Genomic DNA, 23,926 nt, shown 5'->3' on the forward strand with positions numbered 1-23,926 from the left:
GGGGTGAATCTCGCAAACCCCAGAAGGGGAAGACGAGATCCGTTCGTGGCTCAGGCCGACCCAGGTGGCCGACCGAGCATGTCGACCCGGGCTCGCTGCCCGGTGCGACCTTCGCATTAGTTCAGAAGACGGGGGAACATATAAATGAATCGTCTCGGACACGCTCTGTGCAGCACACACACGACGCATACGTAACGTGATGCCGTGACACGCATAACCGCAAGACAGCGACAGGATGTCTATGATCCGACGTATACTTGTGTTTGGGTTCTGACATAGTGGTCAGTGAGGAGGGGGCAGCAATCCATTATATATCAATCGGGAGGGGTACAAGCCCGACAGTAGACACTCTTAGTGTACCAGATGATATGACGAAACAAGCGACAGGACACGCAGGAGTCAACAATTAGAACAGGGGACAATTCGGATCGCGATGGAGAGCTGTCTCACCGTCGTCGTGAACCAGGACGCGGGTACAGTGGTAAAATTAGGCAGTCAGCGAGTCGATGTGGCCTTCCGAACGGAGCTGGTCGGCGTCTTGCCCCTTGTAGCGCCATTCGATGTTAGCCTTCTCGTCTTGCCAGTCCCACGGTTCGGCGAGGACGATGTCGTCCTCGTTAATCCAGGTTCGGAACTTCATCCGGCCCGGAATCCGTCCGAGTCGGGTTTCGCCGTCCTCACAGCGAATGCGGACGTGGTTCCCGCCAAGGTGCTCTGTTACCACTGCAAACATCTCGTCGTTTGTAGGCATGCGGAGATTCCGCCGCCCTGAATCGTCGCTCACAATATAAATAACGGTGGCCTCCCGTATAAGTCGTTTGAGAGGCGAGATAGCGTGTACCATGCGGCCGTGCCACGGCAAGGGCTGACCAGTAGCTACTGGGAATAGTGAAACGGTGAGAACGAACTGACGACAGTACGTCGATTCAGTCGGCAGTCAGCGCCTGTGGTTCGTCGGCTTCCTCAACCATCGCATCCGTCAGTCCAGAAGCGAGCGCAAACACCGCTTCCTTGTGGTCTGTCTTCGATTTGTGGATCGACGTCGGCTTGACACCGAGATCGGCGTACAGGTCGTGTTCAACAGAGGTGTCCGCTTCGTGTTCGTAGTGGTGCTGTACCTGCGCGAGAAGACTGTGAAGGTGAATGAGTTCTTGCTTCTTCATTAGTATCCAATCATATGGAGTGGAGGGTAATAGTACTACCTTGCCAACGGCTCACACGCAACTGCCGCTCACATACGACACTCACTACTCTCAGATGCAGATATAGAGTCTTTTACCGACGTATAATCGTCTGTATCACGGATTTCGCCTAGCGCTCGGGCTGTTCGGTTCGCGTGCACTCGTGTGAATATAATTATATAAAGACGAGGCGAGAACGCTAACGCCTGAGAGGAACTAGAGGGGGATCTACCTGCGAAGCGCTCTCAATCATGAAAGACCACGACAATATATTAGATTTCGAACACTTAATGCGTGTCGAGCACGTATGTATCTCTGTGATGAACTGGAAGCACCCACGAGACAAGACTGCGGCTATGGCGAAACAAGAGGAAGCAAACAGCGGGACCCGGTGGTCGTTTATCGCAGCGCTGATGACCGCTGCATAACGGATTTTCACCGCTTAGTACTGTATCCGATAGCGGCGGGTCTCTCGGCCGCAGATAGAGGCACGTCAGGTGATAGTCCGGATATCGACTGTCGTGTTGTGGACTACAGCGCGGTTGATGCCGGTACACTGGTACGTATGCGGTTCTGAGTGGCCTGACCAGTCCGATAGTTCCTGCTCAAACAGGCGGTGCCATGCATCCGGATACGCAGTCTCCGAGACATTGATCGAGACGGTTGTCGCGGATGGTGACTTGCCAGCCTGTGGCGAAACAAGCGTCTTATTCTGGATAGCGGTCTCGATCGTGAGACGGCCCGACGACGAGAAGTCGGTCTGTCCGTCAAGCGAAAGCACGGAGAGGTATACGCTGCCGCTATCAGGAGCACAACGAAAGCTAGGTTTCCGTGAGACGACCAGTCCCTCCTGCTGGACTCGATACACCGCACCGCTGGTGTAGACGATATCAGTCCCCGAGTCAGTTTCCCGAACGAACGCTCCGGTCGAGATATTTGTTGAACGTCCGTCGACAGTTACGTTCAGCGTTGACGCCTGGAGCGAGAGTCCGTGCCCCTGGAGTTTCATACTCGTGGTCCTTCGAGGGGCGCCGCTCTGGATATGGTCGTCCGTGGTTTCTGCGAACCCAATCATCGACGTTTCTGCGACATCGGTTGTCGCCCCCTGTTGGATGGCATCGAACGCTCCAAGCCCGCCAAGCGTCACCAGCGCAATGCCGGTGATGATGATACTGAACGTGAGCGTAAACGCGAGCAGGTCGGACACACCACGGTTGTGCCTGTTTTGGCTTGAGAGTTGGGTGGTCATCCGCGTGTCACCTCCATACAGTTGGCGGACGCATTATACGAGACAGCCAGTGGGCCGCTGGAGACGACAGATGGGCAGACGTTAGTTTCATTCGCAAATCGGACGACAGCGTACCGATTCAATCCTGTTGCATTCACGTACACGCGCGTACGTGACATATCAGGCGAGACCTCGACATTGTACGACTGGTCAGCGATCCGTTCCGGATACGTGGCACGAAACGACACTGTCGAATTGAGAGACGCAGTGTCGAAGGCGTCCAAGCGAATCAGGTCGCGCGCGATACCGTCGCCGACGTTCTCCAGTGCCTCCTCTGTCACTCGATCACGCTGTGAATCGACCATCTGGCTCCCGCCGATGAGGAGACCGGTCACCAGCAGCGACGTGATACCGATAGTGAGTGCCTGCGTGACTGCGGGCGAGACACCACGGCTGTCAGACAGGAGACTACCGAGGGTCATCTGTCGTCCGCCTCCACCAGAACTGTTCGGTTGTAGCTTGCAGACGGTGTGTCGTACGTCAAGTCAACAGCTGGAACGACGATATAAGGGTCTCTATGTCCGGGATCAATTGAAGAGAAGTTACCGACAGCGACAAATCGGTATCTGACATCAGAGTGGCTTCCGTGTTTAATCGTTATATTATACGGTCCTTCGAATTGTTCAGTGAAAGGAGGATACATCCCAGAATCAGCCCCAACCTGACAGGTCCCATCAAGGAGATCGATGCGAGCGGTCCCATTCCCGGAACACCGTGAAACGGTATTGACGAATATCTCTTTTTGCGTTCCTGGTGGTGTCCCATCAAGTGTCATCGTCCAACTGTCTGTCGCGTTCTCGACAACAATGGTTGTAGGATTGCTGGCCCCGTCTACGTCGTCGACAGTCACGTTGAAGGCGGCAACAGGAGTCACATTAGTGGCAAGCCTCCAGCTGGATCCGCCGCCACCACTTGGTTTCAGGAATTTATCCGTTGTGGGCGGGCTAACTTCAGTTCCATTCGACGCCGACTCGTTCAGCGTCGCGTTGAGATAGGTCCCGCCACTGCTTGCGACGACCCGGTTGTGTGTCTTCGTGTAGTTCCGGAGCGCGTACTTATATCGCTCCTCAAATCCATCAAGATCATCGGCCCGTGTTTCACCTGCGAGCCGTCCAAGATCCCGCTCAACGGAGGCTTCGCGGTCAGCAGAACGCTCGATAGTCTCTGCACTCCCGGTGGTCGTGATACCGTCAGTGACCGCGAGACTGTGGGCAAACAGAATCGTGCTGAACACGACGATAGCGACAGCGATACCGCCGACCAACAGCAGTTGCCCGCGCTCGTTGGCTACCATACGACCAGACGCACCTCCACGACGTTGTAGACGATAGAGTCGGGCTCTGCGTCAGGAGCGAAGTACCCGTCGACGGTCGAGAGGGGCGGTCCAGTACTGCTGCAGTCGCCGATTCGAGCTGGCATATCGTCGGTCAGCGTCACCGTTTCGGTTGCGACGGCCGCATCAGCCGGCCTCTCAGCGACGTTCTCATCAGACTCCTGCGATACAAGGGCAGTCTGACGCGCGTCCGAATCACGGTCCCAGTAGCTCAAGTAGAGATTGTACTGGTCGCCCTGGCGGTCGAAGGTCTGGTTCAGCATCATCTCGAACTCGGTAGAACTGCCCGTCTGATTGCCGTTGAGTGTCGGCGTTCCGACGCTGTAACACGCCGTCGCGTTGTGCAGCGCTCCGGTTTCTGCTGCCAGTGATAGCGTGTCGCTCGCGCGGGTTTCCAGTGCCGCGGTCCGCTGCTGGGCACCCGTCTGGAACGGGCCGGTATCGACTGCCGACAGGCCGTAGACGGTCGCCGTCACAACGACGATAGCCGCGAGCACCCCTTCCAGCGTGTAGGCTTGGCCACGCATCGTTACCACACCCTCACGACGAGCCAGCAGACTGGGTCGCACTTGCCGGTTGCGTTGGTCAGTTTCACCACACGAGATGTGGTCGCGACGTTCGTCCGACCGTCGGTCGACGGTCCCCAGGCGAGCGGCTGGTCGTGGCTATCGACTGCTGGGTCCCGTGTCCCTGCTTTGAGCGCTGACGCGTTGACCACCGTTACGTTCACCCGTGGGTTCACACGGCGTTCCGTGGCAACGATGAGGCCGGCTTTCTCCTTGAGACCGTGGAGATCGTCTGTGTACGCATTGAGGGACTCGCTGATTCCACCGCTCGTGTTGTAGCGAATGAGGTTCCGCGCCCCCTCAACCGAGTGGCTTTCGACAAGGTACGTTGCTGCCCTGTCCGCAATTGGTTGGTTACGCTGTACATCTGGGGACTCGTACACACCGACTGCACTACCCTGTACGAATGCCAATACCCCGATTATCGTCACGAGCAGGACGCTCACCCCGACGGCGAAGTCCTGCGGTGTTTGTGCTCTTGTATCCATGTCCCACACACCCCATTTGCTGTTTGATACGTCCGCTGTCGAACCGCGAGTCGGATGCTAGCCCACGGCGATCCACACCACCAGTGCGATCGTCGACAGGACGACTGCGAATTTCACGCCTGCGACAAGTTTCACTTCCCGAATATAGCCGGCGATAAACGACGAGAGCAGTGCCTGTAGCGTCACTGCGTGGAAGAACAGCATCGACAGCAGTTCCGTGTCGACGCTGCCACCGAAGCCGCCGCCAGGCGCGCTCGAACTACTTGACCCGGAGGCCTGCGTCGCCAGTCCCGACATCACATCGAGGAACTGTGTCTTCAGCAGCGCCATCACGCCGAGCAACGTCAGGTACGTCATCAGGATAATGACCGTCTGCATCCGCGTCCGGGATTTTCGTTCGCGTTCGATGTCGTCCTGGTTCTCCGAGGCCTGTGCAGCCGTCGAGAGCACGTCCTGAATCTGGCTGGAGGCTTCCTGTGCCTCTGCGATGAGCTTGACTGTCCGCGCCAGCCGCGGGACGTTGTACTTGTTGTTGAATTCCCGGAGCGCGTCTTTCAGGCTCGTGCCGTAGTTTACCTTTGCGTGGATGGTCTCGAACTCCTCTGAAAGCTTTCCGGAGGACGTCTCGGAGACCACCTTAACCGACTCCAGCAGCGTCATCCCGGTGTCGTTGGCTGACGCGAGCTTCCGGAGGTTCTCGGAGAGCTTTCCGATTATCGCCTTCCGTGAGCGCTGGTTCCACTCGTAGAAGATCATCAGCGGAATGAAGTTGATGTACATCGGGACGTACACCCAGAAGAACGTCGAGCGGACCGGGACGGCGATCATCCCATCCAGCGATAGCGGGGCCCAGCCGATGACGATCGCCGCAACGATAGAGAGAATTGACAGCGGAACCGTCAGCCACAGCACTAACAGCGGATGATCCCGGAAGAACAGGTCGGGGCGCGTAAGGATAGCGAGGAGTTCGTGGGTTCCCTCTCGGCTCTTGATCCGGTCGAAGACGCTGTAGGTTCCCGTGTAGCTCTCGATGAGCCCGAGGTTGAACACGCCGACACCTTCGTCGACGACGAGTTCCTTCTCGCCAGGGCTCGAACGCAGATAGCCGTCCCCGATAGAGTCCTGCGTGACAGTCGAGACGAGGACCAGAAAGCCCAGACCTGTCAGGGGAATCAGCCCGTACACGGTCCCGTAAATGAGGGATTTCTGGGCGTTACCCATCATTGACATGATGACCAGAATGATGATGAGAAGCAGTGGGAACAGCGAGAGCGTCATGTACATCTCGCCGAACAGTTCCAGCGTCTCCAGCATCTTCTCCTGTTCCTGCCGGGCGGTTCGCATGTGTTTTTCCTTCTGATCTTCGAGGAAGGAGGTCATGTCCCCGCCGGAGTTGATGATAGAGAGCATGTCGGTCAGGAACTGTGACAGCTCGTCCGACGGGGTTTGCAGCGCCTGGTTCCGGACAGCGGTCCGGTAGTCGGTATCGAAATACTCCGTCTCCAGCACGATGGACTGGAACTCCTTTGCGACCTCACCGTACGTGTCTTCGGCCTTCCCCATCGACTGCAGAATTTCGAGTTGGTTGAGTCCGCCCACGGACAGCGCATACATGAACGAGATCGAGTCGGACAACAGGACGTTGATTTCGCGCTCGCGCGCGCTTGCACGGAAATACGGTATCGAGACCAGCGATCCGAATCCGATACCGAACCCGATAGCACCGAAGACGAGCCCAGTCACGATGACGAGGAAGGGGAGTTTCAGCACGGCGAGAATCTCTGAGACGCTCTCTGACACTGGAATTCCGATGAGTGTCGGCGCTTGCCCGCCGGTAAACAGCAACTGGACCAACAGATACCCGAGGAACGTGCCGACGAGCCACAGTGCCAGTCCCGCAATGACACCGACTGCGAGCGCGCGTGCGAGAAACATCTCGACGTTGTCGGCCATCCGGGCCTCCGCGAGTTTGTTCTCAATGCTGCTAACGAAGTCGCCCTCGTCGTCGAACACCATCTGGTACGCCGGGTAGAACGTGTCACCGAGCGCACCGCCGCTGCCGACCTGTTGCTGGCCCGGTGTGTCAAGGCTCATTCGCTATCTGCCTCCGCCCCGGCTTTCGGAACAAATTGGCCGAAGTCGATGCTGTCTTCGTCAGCGCTCTCCTCGGAATCGTCCATCAGCGCCGAAACGATGTCCGGCGTTTCGCGGCTCTTGTACGTGTTGAACAGCGGCTGGGCGTTGTCTAGCACCTGCTTGGTCTCCTCGACCATCTCCGGGGGCGCGTCCGGCCGAGGCACCATCTCCTCTTTTTCCGGGTCGATGTCGATCTTGACAGATTCCATCTCCCGGAGGTCCTCGAGTGACAGTTCGAGTTGATCGTTGGCGATGAGCGTGAGAATGGTGTCGGGGTCGTTGATGAACGCCTGAATGGTCGCCGCGACCTGCGTGTAGGTGTTCAGCCCCTTCTCGATGAGGTACGCGAGGACGACCTTGCGCTTGAACAGTTCCTCGTCGAGTTTATCCTGGGTCCACCCGCGGTCGAACTTGATCTCTTCGAGCGTGTTCGAGTTCCCCATCTGGATGTACTCGTCCGTCTCAGCGCGCCACTCGTACACGTCCCGAACGTTGATCTCGTCGTTCTCCGCGGAGTACTCGTTGATTTCGGTCAGCGACTTGTTCCGCCGGACCTTGTTGCCGTCGACCCGCGTCTGGGTCTGGATCGACACCAGGTCGAGCGCCGTAAACAGCGTCTTCGAGACGTTGATCGGTTCGGTGGTGAACCGCTTGATAACCTCGCCGACGGAGTCAGCGTGGAACGTGGTGTAGGTGGTGTGCCCGGTCGACATGACCTGAAACAGCGTTCGTCCTTCCTCGCCACGGATCTCACCCATAACGATGTAGTCCGGACGCTGACGAAGTGCGGCCTCCAGCAGATCGAACTCGTCGACGTCACCCTTGTCGTCCTCACCGAAGGAGGGACGCGTGACGCTTGCCACCCAGTTCCGCTGTGGGAGTTCGACCTCACGCGTGTCCTCAATGGAGACGATCTTGGAGTTCGACGGAATGAACAGCGAGACGGCGTTCAGGCTGGTCGTCTTCCCCGAAGCAGTACCGCCGGCGAAGATGAGGCTCTTGTTGTTCTCGATACAGAGCCAGAGGAACGCCATCTCGTCCAGCGAAAAGGTGTTCCAGTTGATGAGGTCGATCGGCGTGAACGGCACGTCTTTGAACTGCCGGATAGTGTAGTTCGTCCCGTGGTCGGACACCTCACGACCCAGCGTCAGTTGCGCACGCGATCCATCCGGCAGGGTCGCGTCGACCTGTGGCTGTCGCTTCGAGATACCCTTGCCCGAGCGCTGGGCGAGTTTCACGACGAAGTCATCGAGTTCGCCTTCGCCGTGTTGGACGTTCGAGATGATCTGCTCGTAGTCGGTGTGATAGACGAACACCCGGGAGTTGTACCCGTCACAGGAGATGTCCTCCACGTTGATGTCGTGTTTGACACCATCGATGCGGGCGTAGCCGACGAAGTCCCGTTTGAGCATGTACAGCAGCTTCTCGACCTGATACTCGTTCAGTTTCGGGTCGTCGTCTTCGAGGATAGCCGGCTCGGGACGTGTCGAAATACCTGAGAGCGGTCCCGTGGTTTCGCTTTGGGTCTCCGATTCGATCCCGAACAGTTCCTTGACCTGTCCGAGAACGCTCTCTTCATCGCTACTGGAGACCGAACCGTTGTAGAGGTCGTACCGCGAGAGGAGTTGTTCGGCCTCCCGCTGGATGACCTGTGCCCGGTCGGCGTCGGTCCCCTGAACGATCACGTCGTCCTCAGAATACTTGATCGCGGTCTTGAGCTTGCCCGAGAGGAACTCCCGAAGGTCGATCTCAATATCGGTGAGATACGGCTCAATGACGTAGTACTTTTTCTCGTTCTCTTTTCGTGAGTGGAAGATGATGACGCAGGCGTAGGGCTTGTTGACCCAGTACCGCTCCAGTTCGTTGAAGTGAGATTTCTTCGACTGGGGAACGGCTTTTTCGAGGTCGTAGCGGTTGACGACGGTCGTGTGGCCGTCCCGTGTCGAGAAAAACTCGTCTTCGTCCAGTTCCGGATTCACGTCGACGGTGTTTTCGTCGACGTACTCATCCAGTTCACTGGCGATGTCTTCGGCGGCGGACAGTCTGTTCTCCGTGTGTGCGGGGTCGAAGTTCAGATACTCGCTTTCGTCAAAAGGGATGACCTCGCCGTCACTGTCACGGGGGAGACTGCCGTCCTCGTAATAGTACTCCTGTTTGAAATGCTCCCACGTGTAGATGTCTTTCGCGACTGGTGTCGTGGTCGGGTCGAGATACTCTTCGAACGGCGCTTGCAGTGTTTTCCCGGCACTTGCCGCGTCTTCGAGTCGCTGACTGAGTTCTCTCGGCTCGAAACCGAGGTACACGCTCCGATCGAACCGCCCCCCATCGTGTACCTCCCGCCGAAGATCATCCCACGTGTATTCGCCGACCCGTACAGGCTCGTCAGTCAGGTTTCCCCCACCGTTGACCTGATCTGACTCACCTCCCCCAGTATCATCGATAGCCATTGTTATTCATCTCCCGTTAGGCAGGAAAAAACTTTACCCCCACCAACTGTCACTGAAAAAGAGCTTCCGGGTAATTGTATCACGGTCTCCTCACGGTAGTAAGTGGACCGTACTGAATGTTTCGCCGGGAGTAGTTGTCAATTAAGGAATGACTCGATCCGGGCCATCGCTTCTTTGAGATCGTCGAGACCGGTCGCGTACGACACACGGAGGTGGCCCGATCCGCCCTCGCCAAAGGCAGTTCCGGGCACGACTGCGACCCGCTTTTCTTGCAGCAGACTCTCGGCGAACTCACCGGCATCGTCCCAGGGACACTCCGGGAACGCGTAGAACGCCCCGGACACCGGGAAGCAGTCAAGTCCCATCTCTTCGAAGCGCGTGAGGACGTACTTCCGTCGGCGGTCGTACTGCGCGGCCATCTCCGTAACCTCGTCGCGGCAGTTGTCGAGCGCTTCGATAGCGGCGTGCTGGGCCGTCGTCGGGGCCGAAAGCATAGAGTACTGGTGAATTCGATTCATCGCCTCGATAGCCTCTGGAGGGGCCATCGCGTACCCCAGTCTGAACCCTGTCATCGCGAACGCCTTCGAGAAGCCGTTGAACACGACGGTCCGATCACGCATCCCGGGGAGGGTAGCGATAGACGTGTGGTCATGTTCGTACGTGAGATCGGCGTAGATCTCGTCGGCGAACACAAGGAGATCGTTTTCGCGACAAAAGGCCGCCACATCAGCCATCTCCTCGGCCGTCATCGTCGCTCCGGTCGGGTTGTTCGGGTAACAGTACACGAGCGCGTCAGCCTCGGCCGCACCGGACGATTCCAGCACCTCTCGGGTGAGCTTGAACTCGTCTGCCGCGCGTGTCGGAACGTCGACAACGTCGATACCGGCGAACGTCGCACCGGGGACGTACGAGACGTAGCAGGGCTGGGCGATAGCGATCGAATCGCCGGGGTTCAGCAGTGCCCGAAACGCGAGATCCAGCCCTTCGCTTGCCCCCGCTGTGACGAGGATTTCCTCATCGGGATCGTACTGCAGGTTGTGTGCCGCCGCTTCGTAGTCCGCGATGCGTTCCCGGAGCTCCCGTTTTCCGCGATTGGCGGTGTAGGACGTCTGGCCGCGTTCGAGCGACGCAATAGCGGCTTCACGGGCCGCCCACGGGGCCGAGAAATCCGGTTCACCGACCCCAAGCGAGATGATGTCGTCCATCTCCTCGGCCAGTTCGAAGAACCGACGGATGCCCGAGGGTGGCACGCTGTCGACTCTGTCTGCTGGCTCGAACGTCATGGTGAGACAGACAGCCGGTCGTCGTCGTCGTGATCGTCGAACTCCATCCCCTGCTCCTTGTACGACTCCATGATGTAGTGGGTTACCGTCTGCGTAATCTCGGGAATCGGTGCGATTTTGTCGCTGATGAAATGCGACACTTCGCGCATCGAATCGCCCTCAACCTCAAGATCGAAGTCGTAGTCACCGCTGACGAGGCGCAACGACGTCACTTCCGGAAACTTCGCGATCCGCTCAGAGATGTCGTCGTAGCTGGTTTCACGGTCCAGCGTGACGTTGAGTTCGACGGTGGCGCGGACGCGTTCCTCGTCGCTCTCGACCGCGTTCCAGTCGACGACTGCTTGGTAGCCGCGAATGATACCTGCCTCCTCGAACTCGTCGATAATCTCGGCTACCTCGCTCTCGGAGTAATCGGTCAACCGAGCGATGTCCTCGGTCGTGTAGCGAGCGTTCTCACGTAGCAGGTCGAGTATCTCGCGGCGACTGCTCATACAGTGCCAGCAGAGTGACGCGGACAAAAGCCTTGCTCAATAGTGGGAGGGGGTCACATCATTTGGGCCGAAATACACCAGACGGTTTTAATATCTCTGCCGGTTAGGTGTCGACTAATGTTCGAAGAGGGTGGCCAGCGGGCTGGTTCTGACACGGGATGGGCGCACATTGCGAACCACGACAAGGCGGCGACGGTTATTGACACAATACTCCGCCTCGATTCGGACGAGAAGTACACGAAAACGGCCTTGAGCGAGGCAGCCGGCGTGCCGCTGAAGACGCTGTACCTCGATGGGACGCTCGAAGAGCTGGTGACGGTCGGATTACTGGAAAAACACGAAGCGGAGGGGAAAGAGACGCTGTTCTCAGTCGATGACGGGAGCGCCGCGTTCGAGGCAGCGAAAGCCTTTGATACTGCGGCAGCGACGTCGGAAGAAGCGGACAATTGAACAAAAAGCGGTCGCCTCAGAAATCAGTGTAGAGCGTCCGTGGACTTTTAGCGGCGACAGCCGTAGTGGACGACGATGGTCTCACTCGATTCGGAGTCCGACGTGCTCGGACGTGGGGACGAAGCACCGACGTTCGAACTGCCGGGAGCGGACGGGACGACGTACTCACTGTCGGATTTCGCGGACACGGACGCACTACTGGTCGTGTTTACGTGCAACCACTGTCCGTACGCGAAAGCGAAGATCGGGGAGCTAAACCGCCTCGCGACGGAATACGACGACCTCGCGGTTGTCGGAATCAATTCCAACGACCCTGAGGAGTACCCCGAGGACTCGTTCGAGCGGATGCAGGAACTCGTCGAGCGCGGCGAAATACAGTACGACGCGTATCTATTCGACGTGCCTCAGGACGTCGCAGCCGCGTACGGCGCTCGCTGTACCCCCGATCCGTTCCTGTTCCGGAACGACGATGGGACGTTCAAGTTGGCGTACCACGGCCGCCTCGACGACGCGCCGAACCCGGACGACGAACCGAGCGAGCGAGAGATGGCCGCACACGTCGAAACGTTGCTCGATGGCGATCAGATTACGGCAGTCGAGAAACCATCCAGAGGGTGCTCGATAAAGTGGAAGCCCGGTAACGAACCGGCGTACTGGGATGTCTGATCGGGACGGCCTGGCGTGACAATGCTAGCGAGACGAGTGCGTTGCCCGTACTGAATCGGTAATCCAGAAGGCGTATCGTTTATACTGGCGATCGTACCTACGGCCACTTCGGATAGTGGTCAGAGATCGGCTGAGATACTGCACTCAAAAGCTCACCGACGGGGCGGTCGGCAGCGAGATCCGCAACGGCGGTCGATCGAAATCGAATTCTGGCAATTTAGACAGCTACACCTGGTGTCAGATCTCGTCCAGCGACTCGAACCCACTCCAGCACTCGCAGTCGAGGTCGTCGATGGACGTGACTTCGTCCGGAAGCGAACTTATCGGCATCCCGTCGTCAAACTCGTCACACTCCTCAATGTGGATAGAAAAGTCGCTACTCGACATGATTGGCATGGTCGATAATACAGCGTAGTACTGCAAAAATCCTCGGAATCGGGGCGCACTGTCACACGCTACGAACTGGTCACACAGCGAGAGTCGATACAGTCACTGTCTCATATTTAACCGGGGCTTATCGAAAGTTACCGTATGTCACGGGAATGCTTATTTGTTGATGGGTTTATGGTTCCTGATACGATACAGTATGCAATGAACTCCGGGAGTGGGACAGTGGACCAGCCTCTGAAAGATGCGTCGTCCGTATTGGTGCTGGCGCACGAATCGAGCGACGCAGAGCGAGAGGGGTGTGCCGGGTTTCTGGCCGAGCAGGGGGTCAGTGAGTCGAAGGCGATCTGTGTCACAGTGTCCGAGTCCCCCGATTCCCGCCTCTCGCTGTGGCAGCAGCACCTCGACGACGAGATGCCCGAAGAGGCGATCATCGTCGATGCCGGCAGCGAGTTACCGGCCAACTCACAGGCAGCGGCGTCCGGCGCATTTCCCTCATTGACGCTCGATACCCTTCCCGCGACAGTGGCACCGATAGACATCGGCGCGACCGTCTCTCGCCATCTCGGTCGACTGGAACAGGCGGATGCGCCGCTACTGCTCTGCCTCCATTCGCTAACCGGACTACTCGAGTCCTGGGAGCGTGACCGCGTCATCGCGCTGGTAACCGCGCTGAACCGACAGTGTGCCGAGATGGGGGTTTTGAGCCATCATCACATGGACCCGGAGGCCCATACCGAAGAGACAGTCGAGATGTTTCGACCGCTGTATGATGTCGTGTACGAATACCTCCCGGACCACGGCTGGACCGTCACAGCGTCGAAGGACGCAGAGGAGACGCCGACGTTCCGGGATACCGTCACCCCACCCGGCGGCGTCAAGAAGGGCGACCCGGAAGAGCCCGAAACCATTCCGATACCGTACTCGTTCGACCAAGTACTGGAACTGATCTCCGCTCCGCGGCGGCGCAGTCTCCTGTATCATCTGAAAGACCGGTCGGACACCGAGGTCCCACTTGACGACCTCGTCGACCGCGTCTACGAACGTGAAAAAGCGATTCCGGCCAGGGAGACGCCCAAGTCACGCGACGAGGTTGGCGTGTCGCTGGCACACAATCACCTGCCGCGGCTGGATGACCTCGGGATTCTCTCCTACGAGACAGCGGCCAACACTGTCGAGTACTACTCCAATCCTGCGCTGGAGTCGGTCATCCGGTACGTCGAACGCCTCGAACTCGGCTAGCCCCGGTGCCGACCCACTCATTTATGTCATCGCTCCCGGCATAGCCCGGTATGGACGAAACCCCCCTCCCTGAAGTCACAGAACAATTTGCCCGTACGCTAGCGCCAGCCAGCGACCAGGTCATTGGGGAAATGGATGCTAAAGCCGACCGGGAAGGGTTCCCGACGGTCGGCCCCGCAGTCGGCGGGTGGCTCCGCCTCGTTGCCCGGATGGTCGACGCCGACCGTGTCTTCGAGTTCGGCTCCGGCTTCGGCTATTCGGCGTACTGGATGGCACCCGCGGTATCCGCCGACGGGCAGATTGTCCTGACAGAGGTTGACGCCGATGAGCTGGCAGAAGCCCGCGAATTCCTCGACCGCGGCGGGTTCGCCGACCGGGCCGTCTTCGAACACGGGGATGCAATCGAAACCGTCGAGAACTACGACGGTCCGTTCGATGTGGTTCTCATCGACAACGAAAAACACCGATACACGGAGGCCTTCGAAGCTGTCCGGGACAAAGTGCCGGTCGGTGGGGCCGTGGTCGCCGATAACATGATCGAAGCCGGGCCGCTGGAGTTCGAGGCGGTACAGGCACTGTTAGACGGCGACGATATCGATGCCAACGAAACGAGTCGCGGTATCGCCGCGTATCTCGAACGCGTCGGCGACGACCCAGCGTTCGAGACAGGGCTGCTACCGCTCGGTGAGGGCGTCTCTGTGAGCATCCGCGTGGAGTGAGTACAGCTGTATCGACACGCTCCGATTCTCGCCGACGAAAATGCGGGTGCATAGCTTATGTATGAGGCCACACAACTCAGCGGCAACGCTGGTCCTAACGAATGAGTCTGATGATAGATATTCGGAAGCTCGGGTTGTTCAATCAGATGGCTAAAGAAGGCGGTAACACCGTTGCGAACCACCTTAGCCAGATGACTGGGATGGAGACGGAGATGGAGATCACGAAGATCAACTTCATTGATATCCCGGATATCAAAACACACGTCGGCGACGAGAAGCAGATCGGTATCAGTATCGAAATGGTCGAAAAGCCCCACGGGCATATCCTGTTCCTGTTCAACGCCGCCAGTGCGAAGGACCTCGCCACCGGCATGATCGGCGATATGGGTGAGACAGACCCCAACGCGAGCGGTTTCACCGACATGGAACGCTCGGCGATTCAGGAGATCGGCAACATCATGACCAGCGGCTTCATCGACGGCTGGGCGAACGTTCTGGATACCACCATCGATATCTCCACGCCGAACTTTACGTTCGGTCCCGGCAGCGGGATGGTGGACCAGCTCGTCGGCGACCGGGACAACGAGATGGCGCTGATGTTCGATTCCCGCGTCCACGCACTGGAGTCCGACATCAACGTCAAAGTGTACACGTTTCCGGAACTGGAAGAGCTGGTCGACCTGATGCAGGAAATCGAAGTGTAAGCAGGTCACAACGATGGGGACGGCGGGCACTGCGGATGAACTCCTTTTCCATCATGAAAGATTTAGCAGTGTTTCTTGTATCGTGAGCCCCTGCATCATGATATGCCAGGAGGCAGCCCGCAAACTCTACGACCGTTCTTGTGGCGTGCAGAAACACTGTATCCGGACACAGAGGTCGTCTCTCGTACCCACGAGGGCATCGTCCGCCACGACTACGCCGAATATGCCGAACGGACGGCACAGTTAGCGAACGCGATCGAGGAAGCCGGCTACGGCGACGGCGAACGGCTCGGAACGTTCTGCTGGAACCACAGCCGTCACTTCGAGACGTACTTCGGAGTACCCGGAACCGGTGCGCAGCTACACACTATCAATCCGCTCCTGCCCGACGAACACATCCAGTATATCGTCAGCGACGCGCAGGACGAACTCATTTTCGTCGACGAATCGCTCCTGCCGAAACTGGAGGGTGCCGCCGTCGATGATCCGGAGTCCTTCGAAACGGTCAAGCAGTTCGTCGTGATGAGCGAGTCCGTTCCAGACACGGAGCTCGATGCCGTTTCCTACGAATCGTTCATCGCCGACCAGCCGACGGAGTACGACTGGCCTGAACTGGAGGAGGACCGCCCCGCCGGTCTCTGTTACACGTCCGGTACGACCGGGCGGCCGAAAGGCGTCGAGTACACCCAGCAGATGCTGTGGAGCCACACGATGGGGATTCAGTCTCCACAGGGGATTCCACTCGACGACGACGACGTCGTGATGCCCGTCGTCCCGATGTTCCATGTCAACGCGTGGGGCCTCCCGTTTTCGGCAACTGCTGGCGGAGCCAAGCACGTCTATCCCGGCCCACAGCCGGAACCGGCGGACCTCGCGAAGCTCATCGAAGAGGAGGACGTCACCGTCACTGCTGGCGTCCCGACCGTCTGGCTGGGACTGATGGAGTACGTCAAGGAGAACGACGTCGACCTCTCCTCGCTCGAACGTCTTATCGTCGGCGGCAGTGCCGCACCCGAAGCGATGATCCGGTTCTTCGACGACCGCGACGTGGAACTCGTCCACGCCTGGGGGATGACCGAGACGGCCCCAGTGGGTGCGGTGTCGTCCCTGCGGAGTGACTTGGAGGACGCCGACTACCAGACGCAACTGGACAAGCGGGCAAAGCAGGGGCTCGTCACGCCCGGGCTGGAGTTCCGTGTCATCGACGACAACGGCAACGAGGTCCCGCACAACGGCGAGGACTTCGGCGAACTCCACATCCGCGGGCCGTGGGTGACGACGGAGTACTTCAAGCGACCGGAAGCGAACGAACAGGAGTTCGAGGACGGCTATCTGAAGACCGGTGACGTGGTGTCCGTCGACGAGGACGGCTACATCAAGATCGTCGACCGGGCAAAAGACGTCATCAAGAGCGGCGGGGAGTGGATCTCCTCGCTGGAACTGGAAAACGAACTGCTATCCCACGACGATGTTAACGAGGCGGCAGTCATCGGTGTCCCCCACGAGCGCTGGCAGGAGCGCCCACTCGCGATGATCGTTCCGACGGCCGACGCTGACGAGGAGGCGCTTGGCGATGAACTCCGGGAGTACATTCTCGATTCCTACCCCAAATGGTGGGTCCCGGACAACTTCGTCACCATCGACGAGGTACCGAAGACGGCAACCGGGAAGTTCGACAAGAAGTCGCTCCGCGACGAGTACGCCGACGAATCACTCGTCGAGGGTCGCGTCCCTGACGACGCCGCGCCAGAATAGGAGATTGTCGCGGAGTGCGAATGTCTCCAGCAACAGTAGCGGTTACTGGGCGTGAATGATGGGATTTACTCGACGCCAGTGACGAGATTCCGGACTTCGGTCCGATAGGTGTCGGGCTGAAGTCCGAGATCAACATCGACAGTGACTGTGATTCCGTCACTCAGGTCGTTTTCGACGACTTGCTCGAAGTTCTGGGCGGGGTACGCGCCCCCGGAGATGACGACGAAATCGCCGTGATGCCAGACGGCAAACATCGCCGAGATGTCGATGTCGCTGGCCGGTATCTCGACAGCCTCATCGTCGGTCACGTCGAAGGAGATCCCTTCGAATGGGTATACGGCAGATAGTTCGACCGTCTCGGCTGTCTCACCAGTGTCGATACCGATTGTCCCCTCACCGGATTTCTCGATGTCGGTCAGCCCCTGCGCTTCCATCTGCTGTTCGAAGCTATCACGCGCGTTCGTTCTGACTTCCGCCAGCAGTTCCTCGCGACCCACGCCAGCCGGGAGATTGTCCAGATTGGGGCTAAAATCGACGCGGGTGGCGAAAAACACGGAGAGCGCAGTCTGGACCTGGTCGAGGGTTCGGCTGGCGACACGCTCCTGTAGCTGTTCGTCGGCGTACTGGACCGTACTGGAGACGGCCTCGACCGTAACCGGGCCGTAGCTCCGGTCGAACACTGTCTCCGAGGACTGATCCGTTCGCGTCCAGCCGCCGTCTTCGAGACGCTGTTTCGGAACGTCCGGTGGTGGTGCCTCGGCTGCAGCCAGAAACGAACACCCCGCAAGCCCGGCGGTTCCGAGGGTCGCTCCGGCGAGCAGGTAGTCTCGACGATTCATGTCCGAGGAAAGCTACAGCCATGGAAAAGCGTGCTGGCCGATTATCAGGATTTTCCGAGAAACAACTACGACGGTGTTTGGCTGAGTTCCACGGAGTATATGAGTACACAAACCATGATAATTCCCATGGATCTGCTATCCGAGAAACTCGTTCCGGAACACGCACACGAGGTCAAGGAGGAGGCTCGGGAGTTCGCCGCGGAGCATATCGAACCAGTCGCAGGTGAGTACTACGCGTCCGGGGAGTATCCCTGGGACGTGCTCGAAGCAGCCAGGGAGGCCGGCCTCGTCGCCCAGGACATCGGCGAGGAGTGGGGCGGGAGCGGCTACGACCTCCAGCAGATGCTTGCGATGGCGGAGGAGTTGTACAAAGCCGACGCAGGGATCGCGCTGACGATCCAACTCGCCAGCTTCGGGGCAGAGATCGTCGAGGACCACGGCGCGGACTGGCAGAAAGAGGAGTATCTTGAACCCGTCGCCGCCGGCGACCAGCTTACCGGCCTCGCCGTCTCCGAACCGGAGACGGGGAGCGACCTCGCCGGGATGACGACGGCCGCCGAGAAGGACGGCGACGAGTGGGTGATTAACGGCGAAAAGTACTGGATCGGAAACGGCGTCGAAGCGGACTGGGTGACGCTGTACGCCAAGACCGGTGACGACCCGAACGACCGCTACGGGAACTACTCGATGTTCATCGTCCCGACGGACGCCGACGGCTACCACGCCGAGCACATCCCCGAAAAGATGGGCTTCCGGGCGTCCAAGCAGGCCCACATCGTGCTCGACGACTGCCGGATTCCGGAGGAGAACCTTATCGGCGTCGAAGGGGCCGGCTTCTACATGCTCGCCGAGTTCTTCAATCACGGCCGCGTCGTCGTCGGCGGGCACGGCATCGGTCTCGCCGCGGCGGCCATCGAAGAAGCCTGGGAGTTCGTCCACGACCGCGAGGCCTTCGGCAAGACTGTCGACGAGTTCCAGGCGGTCCAGCACAAACTGGCCGACATGCAACTCGGCCTCCAGTCCGCCCGAGCGCTCACCTGGCACGCGGCGGAGCGCGTCGCCAATCAGGAGAACGCCGGCTACTGGGCCGCACTGGCAAAGACCAACGCGACCGAAGCCGCAATGGACTGTGCGGAGAAAGGAATGCAGCTCCACGGAGGGCGGTCGGTGCTGACGGAGAATCGTATCTCCCGCGTGTACCGCGACGTCCGGATTCCGGTCATCTACGAGGGGGCCAACGACATCCAGCGGAACCTCATCTACAACCAGGCCCCGATGTAATGGGGAGGGCTCAGTCGATCACCAGCGCTTGATTGATTGCGTCGCAAACAACGTGTGTTTTTCGCGGGAACACCACCCTTCGAGTGTTCTCTGGCGAAGCCTCGCTGCCATTATCAGTGTATGACAGTTCATTATTGGCTGGCCTGAACAGCACAGGAACGCCGAACGGGACGGTTGCTGGAGGACAGCCCGGTGATAATGGGCCAGCACACCACCCTACAAGTGTTCTGACAGCCCTACACAAGCGATCCGACACCACCCTACGAGTGTTCTATCACCACCCTGCAAGTGTTTCCAGTTCGACTACAACCGGACCAAAACAGTGCACAGGTGTTCACACACCACCGTGCAAGTGTTCACACGGGTGTATTCGTGCCTGGGTTCCACTAAAGCACCACCGTGCAAGTGTTACTACGCTACAGTTCGGCGTCTCTGTGTGGGCTTTCACACCACCTTGCAAGTGTTTCCCGCACCGATAGAAACAGGATAGAATGGATAGGACACACCACCGTGCAAGTGTTCGGAAACGGCCGTTTTGGGCGTGTTTTCCGCCGAATCGGGGTTGACACCACCCTGCAAGTGTTTTCGAAACGGAATACCGCGGTGCGGCGACAGGACGGGCTGACACACCGGTCTGCAAGTGTTCTACACACTGCACTGGAGGGCAAATACCACATAATCGCTCGTTAGCACTCCGGGGTCGTGGTCTATTGTGGGCAGACACACACCACCCTGCAACTGTTCTGGACTGCACAATAGAGAGACCGTCGTTGAACACACACACACCACCGTGCAAGTGTTCTGCCGTGTGAGCCCGGAGGGGGTGTACAAAGACGCTGGCTACGTGAACTGCCAGAGGTTCTGTTGCTCGTCGTCGGTAGTGTCCGGTGCCTCGAACTCGGTGGCCTCGTCCTCCAGATAGTGTTCGAGAATCCCGTTGACGTTACTCGGTACGGCATCGCTGTAGGAGGATTGGAGTGCAGCGTTGATGATATCGGTCGGATCGTCAGTGACCTCGTAAATGTATTTGCGCCCACCCTTGCGGCCGAGGTTACGTTCGGCCGAGCGGACTAGCCCCTGCATCGAAAGCTGGTCGAGGAACTCGTAGATTTTCCGCTCGGACTTCACGCGGCGGCCGCTCGACTCCGCAATCGAAGAATAGAGGTTGTATATCCGTTTCGTCGACGCCTCGTGTTTCGGTTCGATGAGCGCAAGCGTCGTCGCGAGATACGTCAGCGCCTGCTGTGAACTCAGGTCGTGCTCGAAGTAATCCAGCAGTTCGTCGGTTTCGATGGTGTCTGTCGCCCGTCGCGTATGCGCTTCGGTCACACCATCCGCGCCCTCCATCCGCGCGTACTCCCCGGCCTTTTCCAGGATTCGGAGTCCCTGCCGAACGTCACCGCGTTCCTGTGCAGAGAAGGCGGCCGCCAGCGGCACGACATCTTCGCCGAGCACGTCCTCCCGGAACGCGATGTCGGCGTAGTAACCCAGAATGTCCCGGAGTTCGGTCGCGTCGTACGGGCCGAACTTGATCTCTCTCTCCCCCAGTGTCGACTTCACCTTGGGTTCCAGCACGTCGACGAACTTGAGGTCGTTCGAGATACCGATGAGTCCGACCTTCGCATCGGTGATCGGCGTGTTCTCGTTCGCTTCAGCCCGCGGTAGTTCGTAGAGGAAGTCGTTTCGCGCGTCCGCTGGAATGTTGTCGATCTCGTCCAGAATAATGAGGACGTTGCCGCCGACAGCCTCGATCTCTTCGTAAAGAAACTCGAAGACGCTGTCAGTGCTGTAGCCGCTCTCGGGGAGTTGGTTCTCCGGGTCCCGGAACTCGTTAACGAGTGTGTTGACCAGCGCGTACGCCGATCGGTAGTTCCGGCAGTTTATCGGGCCGACAACGGTGAGCGGGATGTCCTCGGCCTCGGCTTTCTCTTCGAGCTTGTCCCGGACCCACTTCGTAACAGCTGTCTTTCCGACCCCTGTTGGGCCGTAAACGAAGACGTTGTTGGGGTCGTGGCCGACGATGACGTCCTGAAGCGCGTTAATGTAGAACTCGATCTCCTCATCGCGGTGAAAGATCGTATCCGGCGTGAACGTGTCTTTTTTCAGCGGTTGCTTTCGTTCGAAGATCGCGTCAGTCCCATCGAACGGGTTCTCGTTCACGTCGACCATCGTATCCCACCTTTCGAGTGACTCTATATAAAACCAGTGACCACCGTACAAGTGTTTCAAGTGTTTTCACGCCGAACAGTCACACACCACCCTGCAAGTGTTCCTCCGATCCATCTCGAAAACAGCCACGAGCAGTCTGCTGCGCCGATCCTCCGTCCAGTACACTTGAGTCCTGCGATCCTTGACTATCTCGTTCTAGACTATATCTAGAACTAGTGGGCTTTTGATAAACTTTACGGTATATGCAATTTATCCATGTTGATGATCGAATGGTCCCTTCCATAGAATCCAATCTATAGGTGCTTCAGGACACTCATATCCGTATGTACGGATAGCACCCTAATCATGCAATCTCAGTAGAATCGAACAATCCGATTCTCTTTTAAGTACGTGTCAGGGCCCTCCCCCTCCCCACCCCCATCCCCGCAAACATCGAGAACACTTGCAGGGTGGTGTGTGTGGGTCCCGCTTTTTCCAGATATTTCGCTATAAAAGTACCTCGGCACCGATACAGCATGAAATCCCTTCCACAGCGAACGGCTGGTCATATAGCGAGTTAGCCCATCACCCGCGGTGCACGGCACCGCTCTTTACTTTGTGACAGCCCGTATACACTGTATGGACGACCTCGCAGTGACATTCGTCGACCGGGGCCGCGTACAGGCTGACCGAAACTTCGTCGTCGACGGCCACAGCGTCGCAACGGCCTCGGACCGCGACCCGGAACACGAGTACGAAACGTACGTCGTCTGGAACCTCGTCGTAGAGACACCTGCGATGACTGTCCTCTGGGACACCGGCTCTCATCCAGAGGCCGGCGACGGGTATTGGCCGACGCCGCTGTATGAGGCGTTCGCACACGTCGATGCTGCCGAGCACACTCTGCCAGCAGATCTCGAAGATGCGGGTTACAGCATCGGTGACATCGATGCTGTCGTGATGAGCCACCTGCATATGGACCACGCCGGCGGCCTGCACAACTTCGCAGGAACGGACGTGCCGATCTACGTCCACCGTAAGGAACTCCCGTTCGCGTACTACAGCGCTAACACGGACGACGGTTCTATCGCCTATCTCGCCAGCGACTTCGACCGCGACCTGAACTGGGAGATCGTCCACGGCGATAGCTATCATCTTACCGATGGCATCGAACTGCTCCACCTCCCCGGCCACACGCCCGGGCTCATGGGTGCTTTCATCGACCGCCCGAACCAGCCGCTTCTCGTCGTCGGCGACGAAGCGTACGTCGAGGCGAACTACGCAGGACAGTCCATGGCGACGAGCCTCCTGTGGAACAACGGCGCGTGGAAGGAGAGTCTGGAACGATGCCGGGACCGCCAGCGTGCCACGGGGGCCGAAGTGCTGCTCGGCCACGACCTCGCGGTGTTTGAGGACGTGTCCGGGACGATGGACTGAGACGCGGCCCGTGTCAGGTCAGTCCGAGACGGCGACGAGCGTCCGGCGCTCGCCGTCTTCAGTCGCCACGACCCACCGGTCTTCGTGGCGCTCGACGACGGCCCACACGCCGAAAAACAGGTGTAACTCCAGTTCGAGACCGTTGACGCGTTCGCCGGTCTCTTCGATACGGAACTCTCGGGACTCAGCGACGTTTGGCATGTCACAGGCGAGATGGTAGCCAACGCCAAACCGTGGCGATAGCCGTGTTAGCCGGTTCGAGCGCGACTTTCACTGTTCGAGGTACCCGTACGTCTCCTCCAGATAGTCGATGATCCAGTCGACCGTCGACTCGTCGTAGGTCCAGAAGCCGTAGAACTCGCGTGGTTCGCGCTCCTCGGCCAGCAGAGCGCATTTCTGGGACGGGTCACCGCCGCCGTCGAAGACGACGAACCACGAGTCGGCGATCTCGTCCGACCGTTCCAGATGTAGCGAGAACGTGCTGTACTCGGGTGGTTCGACGTCAGGGACAGCATAGGCGTGTACGTCCACGTCGGTCTCACCCAGTCGTTCGTACAGGTCGAGTTCGCCCTGAAGCGTCGAGAGCGTCTGGAAGCCGGCGTGCAACGTTCCCTGTCCTACGCGCCACGCGCGGTCCTCGATTTCACGGGACGCGGCGGTCATCCGCTGGATGGACCACGAGGTGAACATCGTCTCGTCGAGGTGGTCGAGAATCGACGCGTACGGGCTGTTGTCCCGCGTGATGTACTGACGGCCTTCGTCAAGCGAGTCAGTGAACGAAGTGAGACTCGCGGCCGCGATGACCTCTTCGCCCTCGCTGAGAGTGATAAACTCGCCCGGGCGCCCGCTCTCAGTCTGCTCGGTCTGGACGCGAACGTTGCGGTCCGCGAAGCGCTCGCGTAGGTCTTCGGCCACTGTCGGCCCAGCGTTGAAGACGGTCAGCGTCTTCTGGTGATCTTCGACGCCAGTGATGAGTTCCGTTAACGACATCCTCGACTGTACATCGGTATTCACTGTGTTAGTCGTTGTGGGAGGGAGTTACTCGGCTTACTATTAGTTGCTGACACGTGCAACTCAGACGGATA

The 23,926-nt window shown here is 58.7% G+C and carries 24 protein-coding genes; 8 read left to right on the forward strand and 16 right to left on the reverse strand.

All coding sequences use genetic code 11. From position 1 onward, the window contains the following. Positions 1-487: 487 nt before the first annotated feature. From ACYJ11_RS00005 to ACYJ11_RS00055, 11 genes are all read right to left on the reverse strand, one after another. Positions 488-784: a translation initiation factor eIF-1A gene (locus tag ACYJ11_RS00005; protein WP_049909223.1), complete on the reverse strand. Its 297-nt coding sequence runs from the start codon at positions 782-784 to the stop codon at positions 488-490. Between the two features lie 142 nt (positions 785-926). Beyond that, positions 927-1,163: a UPF0058 family protein gene (locus ACYJ11_RS00010; protein ID WP_005538556.1), complete on the reverse strand. Its 237-nt coding sequence runs from the start codon at positions 1,161-1,163 to the stop codon at positions 927-929. A gap of 511 nt (positions 1,164-1,674) precedes the next feature. Continuing rightward, positions 1,675-2,430, reverse strand: a complete 756-nt coding sequence (locus ACYJ11_RS00015) for a DUF7289 family protein (protein ID WP_461646298.1) — start codon at positions 2,428-2,430, stop codon at positions 1,675-1,677. Further along, positions 2,427-2,891 carry a DUF7266 family protein gene (locus ACYJ11_RS00020; RefSeq protein WP_461646299.1) on the reverse strand — a complete coding sequence of 155 codons (465 nt, stop codon included), beginning with the start codon at positions 2,889-2,891 and terminating at the stop codon, positions 2,427-2,429. The genes ACYJ11_RS00015 and ACYJ11_RS00020 overlap by 4 nt, the downstream gene beginning before the upstream one ends. After that, positions 2,888-3,763 carry a hypothetical protein gene (locus tag ACYJ11_RS00025; RefSeq protein WP_461646300.1) on the reverse strand — a complete coding sequence of 292 codons (876 nt, stop codon included), beginning with the start codon at positions 3,761-3,763 and terminating at the stop codon, positions 2,888-2,890. The genes ACYJ11_RS00020 and ACYJ11_RS00025 overlap by 4 nt, the downstream gene beginning before the upstream one ends. After that, entirely contained in the window at positions 3,757-4,329 is a 573-nt protein-coding gene (locus ACYJ11_RS00030; RefSeq protein ID WP_170095923.1) for a DUF7288 family protein, read from the reverse strand. Before ACYJ11_RS00030 ends, ACYJ11_RS00025 begins: the two co-directional genes overlap by 7 nt. 2 nt (positions 4,330-4,331) lie before the next feature. Next, on the reverse strand, positions 4,332-4,856 hold the full coding sequence (locus tag ACYJ11_RS00035; protein WP_461646301.1) for a DUF7287 family protein: 525 nt from the start codon (positions 4,854-4,856) through the stop codon (positions 4,332-4,334). Between the two features lie 57 nt (positions 4,857-4,913). Then, positions 4,914-6,950, reverse strand: a complete 2,037-nt coding sequence (locus ACYJ11_RS00040) for a type II secretion system F family protein (RefSeq protein ID WP_461646302.1) — start codon at positions 6,948-6,950, stop codon at positions 4,914-4,916. After that, positions 6,947-9,439: a type II/IV secretion system ATPase subunit gene (locus tag ACYJ11_RS00045; RefSeq protein WP_461646303.1), complete on the reverse strand. Its 2,493-nt coding sequence runs from the start codon at positions 9,437-9,439 to the stop codon at positions 6,947-6,949. Before ACYJ11_RS00045 ends, ACYJ11_RS00040 begins: the two co-directional genes overlap by 4 nt. A 137-nt stretch (positions 9,440-9,576) precedes the next feature. Continuing rightward, positions 9,577-10,722, reverse strand: a complete 1,146-nt coding sequence (locus ACYJ11_RS00050; RefSeq protein WP_461646304.1) for a pyridoxal phosphate-dependent aminotransferase — start codon at positions 10,720-10,722, stop codon at positions 9,577-9,579. Further along, positions 10,719-11,213, reverse strand: a complete 495-nt coding sequence (locus tag ACYJ11_RS00055) for an Lrp/AsnC family transcriptional regulator (protein WP_170095918.1) — start codon at positions 11,211-11,213, stop codon at positions 10,719-10,721. The genes ACYJ11_RS00050 and ACYJ11_RS00055 overlap by 4 nt, the downstream gene beginning before the upstream one ends. Positions 11,214-11,330: 117 nt before the next feature. On the opposite strand from ACYJ11_RS00055, the gene ACYJ11_RS00060 reads away from it, so the two are divergent. Together ACYJ11_RS00060 and ACYJ11_RS00065 are read left to right on the forward strand one after the other, a co-directional pair. Next, the gene (locus ACYJ11_RS00060; RefSeq protein ID WP_421643601.1) at positions 11,331-11,663 is read left to right on the forward strand and encodes a hypothetical protein; all 333 of its coding nucleotides are present in this window, start codon (positions 11,331-11,333) and stop codon (positions 11,661-11,663) included. A 75-nt stretch (positions 11,664-11,738) separates the two neighbouring features. Continuing rightward, positions 11,739-12,329, forward strand: coding sequence for a thioredoxin family protein (locus ACYJ11_RS00065; protein ID WP_461646305.1), 591 nt, complete (start codon positions 11,739-11,741; stop codon positions 12,327-12,329). 237 nt (positions 12,330-12,566) lie between these two features. Here ACYJ11_RS00065 and ACYJ11_RS00070 read toward each other — a convergent pair whose 3' ends face one another. Continuing rightward, a complete protein-coding gene (locus tag ACYJ11_RS00070; protein ID WP_014040640.1) occupies positions 12,567-12,725 on the reverse strand; it encodes a hypothetical protein in 159 nt (52 codons plus the stop codon). A 195-nt stretch (positions 12,726-12,920) separates the two neighbouring features. Here ACYJ11_RS00070 and ACYJ11_RS00075 point away from each other — a divergent pair, with 195 nt between their 5' ends. The 4 genes from ACYJ11_RS00075 (at position 12,921) to ACYJ11_RS00090 (ending at position 17,136) form a co-directional block, all read left to right on the forward strand. Next, positions 12,921-13,958: a DUF7504 family protein gene (locus tag ACYJ11_RS00075; RefSeq protein ID WP_461646306.1), complete on the forward strand. Its 1,038-nt coding sequence runs from the start codon at positions 12,921-12,923 to the stop codon at positions 13,956-13,958. Positions 13,959-14,008: 50 nt separating this feature from the next. Next, positions 14,009-14,677: an O-methyltransferase gene (locus tag ACYJ11_RS00080; protein WP_421643599.1), complete on the forward strand. Its 669-nt coding sequence runs from the start codon at positions 14,009-14,011 to the stop codon at positions 14,675-14,677. 101 nt (positions 14,678-14,778) lie between these two features. Continuing rightward, positions 14,779-15,381 carry a chemotaxis protein CheC gene (locus tag ACYJ11_RS00085; protein ID WP_049944153.1) on the forward strand — a complete coding sequence of 201 codons (603 nt, stop codon included), beginning with the start codon at positions 14,779-14,781 and terminating at the stop codon, positions 15,379-15,381. A gap of 102 nt (positions 15,382-15,483) precedes the next feature. Next, positions 15,484-17,136: a long-chain fatty acid--CoA ligase gene (locus ACYJ11_RS00090; protein WP_461646307.1), complete on the forward strand. Its 1,653-nt coding sequence runs from the start codon at positions 15,484-15,486 to the stop codon at positions 17,134-17,136. Between the two features lie 65 nt (positions 17,137-17,201). Here ACYJ11_RS00090 and ACYJ11_RS00095 read toward each other — a convergent pair whose 3' ends face one another. After that, positions 17,202-17,975, reverse strand: coding sequence for a hypothetical protein (locus ACYJ11_RS00095; protein ID WP_421643597.1), 774 nt, complete (start codon positions 17,973-17,975; stop codon positions 17,202-17,204). A gap of 126 nt (positions 17,976-18,101) precedes the next feature. Here ACYJ11_RS00095 and ACYJ11_RS00100 point away from each other — a divergent pair, with 126 nt between their 5' ends. Continuing rightward, a complete protein-coding gene (locus ACYJ11_RS00100; RefSeq protein ID WP_461646308.1) occupies positions 18,102-19,256 on the forward strand; it encodes an acyl-CoA dehydrogenase family protein in 1,155 nt (384 codons plus the stop codon). An 840-nt stretch (positions 19,257-20,096) separates the two neighbouring features. Here the strand turns inward: ACYJ11_RS00100 and ACYJ11_RS00105 are convergent. Continuing rightward, positions 20,097-21,425, reverse strand: coding sequence for a Cdc6/Cdc18 family protein (locus ACYJ11_RS00105; RefSeq protein ID WP_004516282.1), 1,329 nt, complete (start codon positions 21,423-21,425; stop codon positions 20,097-20,099). A 618-nt stretch (positions 21,426-22,043) separates the two neighbouring features. Between ACYJ11_RS00105 and ACYJ11_RS00110 the strand changes: the two genes are divergently transcribed. Continuing rightward, on the forward strand, positions 22,044-22,841 hold the full coding sequence (locus tag ACYJ11_RS00110) for an N-acyl homoserine lactonase family protein (RefSeq protein WP_461646309.1): 798 nt from the start codon (positions 22,044-22,046) through the stop codon (positions 22,839-22,841). A gap of 18 nt (positions 22,842-22,859) precedes the next feature. Here ACYJ11_RS00110 and ACYJ11_RS00115 read toward each other — a convergent pair whose 3' ends face one another. Both ACYJ11_RS00115 and ACYJ11_RS00120 read right to left on the reverse strand, forming a co-directional pair. Beyond that, positions 22,860-23,042, reverse strand: a complete 183-nt coding sequence (locus tag ACYJ11_RS00115; RefSeq protein ID WP_005538529.1) for a hypothetical protein — start codon at positions 23,040-23,042, stop codon at positions 22,860-22,862. Between the two features lie 69 nt (positions 23,043-23,111). After that, positions 23,112-23,831 carry a DICT sensory domain-containing protein gene (locus ACYJ11_RS00120; RefSeq protein ID WP_170095909.1) on the reverse strand — a complete coding sequence of 240 codons (720 nt, stop codon included), beginning with the start codon at positions 23,829-23,831 and terminating at the stop codon, positions 23,112-23,114. Between the last annotated feature and the right edge of the window lie 95 nt (positions 23,832-23,926).

This window comes from Haloarcula sp. H-GB5 (assembly GCF_054850705.1).

Coding starts and splice junctions, on each gene's coding strand:
- ACYJ11_RS00120 (WP_170095909.1), bottom strand. CDS start 23,831: ATGTCGTTAACGGAACTCATCACTGGCGTCGAAGATCACCAGAAGACG.
- ACYJ11_RS00065 (WP_461646305.1), top strand. CDS start 11,739: ATGGTCTCACTCGATTCGGAGTCCGACGTGCTCGGACGTGGGGACGAA.
- ACYJ11_RS00095 (WP_421643597.1), bottom strand. CDS start 17,975: ATGAATCGTCGAGACTACCTGCTCGCCGGAGCGACCCTCGGAACCGCC.
- ACYJ11_RS00015 (WP_461646298.1), bottom strand. CDS start 2,430: ATGACCACCCAACTCTCAAGCCAAAACAGGCACAACCGTGGTGTGTCC.
- ACYJ11_RS00105 (WP_004516282.1), bottom strand. CDS start 21,425: ATGGTCGACGTGAACGAGAACCCGTTCGATGGGACTGACGCGATCTTC.
- ACYJ11_RS00080 (WP_421643599.1), top strand. CDS start 14,009: ATGGACGAAACCCCCCTCCCTGAAGTCACAGAACAATTTGCCCGTACG.
- ACYJ11_RS00055 (WP_170095918.1), bottom strand. CDS start 11,213: ATGAGCAGTCGCCGCGAGATACTCGACCTGCTACGTGAGAACGCTCGC.
- ACYJ11_RS00050 (WP_461646304.1), bottom strand. CDS start 10,722: ATGACGTTCGAGCCAGCAGACAGAGTCGACAGCGTGCCACCCTCGGGC.
- ACYJ11_RS00035 (WP_461646301.1), bottom strand. CDS start 4,856: ATGGATACAAGAGCACAAACACCGCAGGACTTCGCCGTCGGGGTGAGC.
- ACYJ11_RS00090 (WP_461646307.1), top strand. CDS start 15,484: ATGCCAGGAGGCAGCCCGCAAACTCTACGACCGTTCTTGTGGCGTGCA.
- ACYJ11_RS00010 (WP_005538556.1), bottom strand. CDS start 1,163: ATGAAGAAGCAAGAACTCATTCACCTTCACAGTCTTCTCGCGCAGGTA.
- ACYJ11_RS00030 (WP_170095923.1), bottom strand. CDS start 4,329: ATGCGTGGCCAAGCCTACACGCTGGAAGGGGTGCTCGCGGCTATCGTC.
- ACYJ11_RS00110 (WP_461646309.1), top strand. CDS start 22,044: ATGGACGACCTCGCAGTGACATTCGTCGACCGGGGCCGCGTACAGGCT.
- ACYJ11_RS00060 (WP_421643601.1), top strand. CDS start 11,331: ATGTTCGAAGAGGGTGGCCAGCGGGCTGGTTCTGACACGGGATGGGCG.
- ACYJ11_RS00040 (WP_461646302.1), bottom strand. CDS start 6,950: ATGAGCCTTGACACACCGGGCCAGCAACAGGTCGGCAGCGGCGGTGCG.
- ACYJ11_RS00100 (WP_461646308.1), top strand. CDS start 18,102: ATGGATCTGCTATCCGAGAAACTCGTTCCGGAACACGCACACGAGGTC.
- ACYJ11_RS00115 (WP_005538529.1), bottom strand. CDS start 23,042: ATGCCAAACGTCGCTGAGTCCCGAGAGTTCCGTATCGAAGAGACCGGC.
- ACYJ11_RS00085 (WP_049944153.1), top strand. CDS start 14,779: ATGAGTCTGATGATAGATATTCGGAAGCTCGGGTTGTTCAATCAGATG.
- ACYJ11_RS00025 (WP_461646300.1), bottom strand. CDS start 3,763: ATGGTAGCCAACGAGCGCGGGCAACTGCTGTTGGTCGGCGGTATCGCT.
- ACYJ11_RS00020 (WP_461646299.1), bottom strand. CDS start 2,891: ATGACCCTCGGTAGTCTCCTGTCTGACAGCCGTGGTGTCTCGCCCGCA.
- ACYJ11_RS00075 (WP_461646306.1), top strand. CDS start 12,921: ATGAACTCCGGGAGTGGGACAGTGGACCAGCCTCTGAAAGATGCGTCG.
- ACYJ11_RS00045 (WP_461646303.1), bottom strand. CDS start 9,439: ATGGCTATCGATGATACTGGGGGAGGTGAGTCAGATCAGGTCAACGGT.
- ACYJ11_RS00070 (WP_014040640.1), bottom strand. CDS start 12,725: ATGCCAATCATGTCGAGTAGCGACTTTTCTATCCACATTGAGGAGTGT.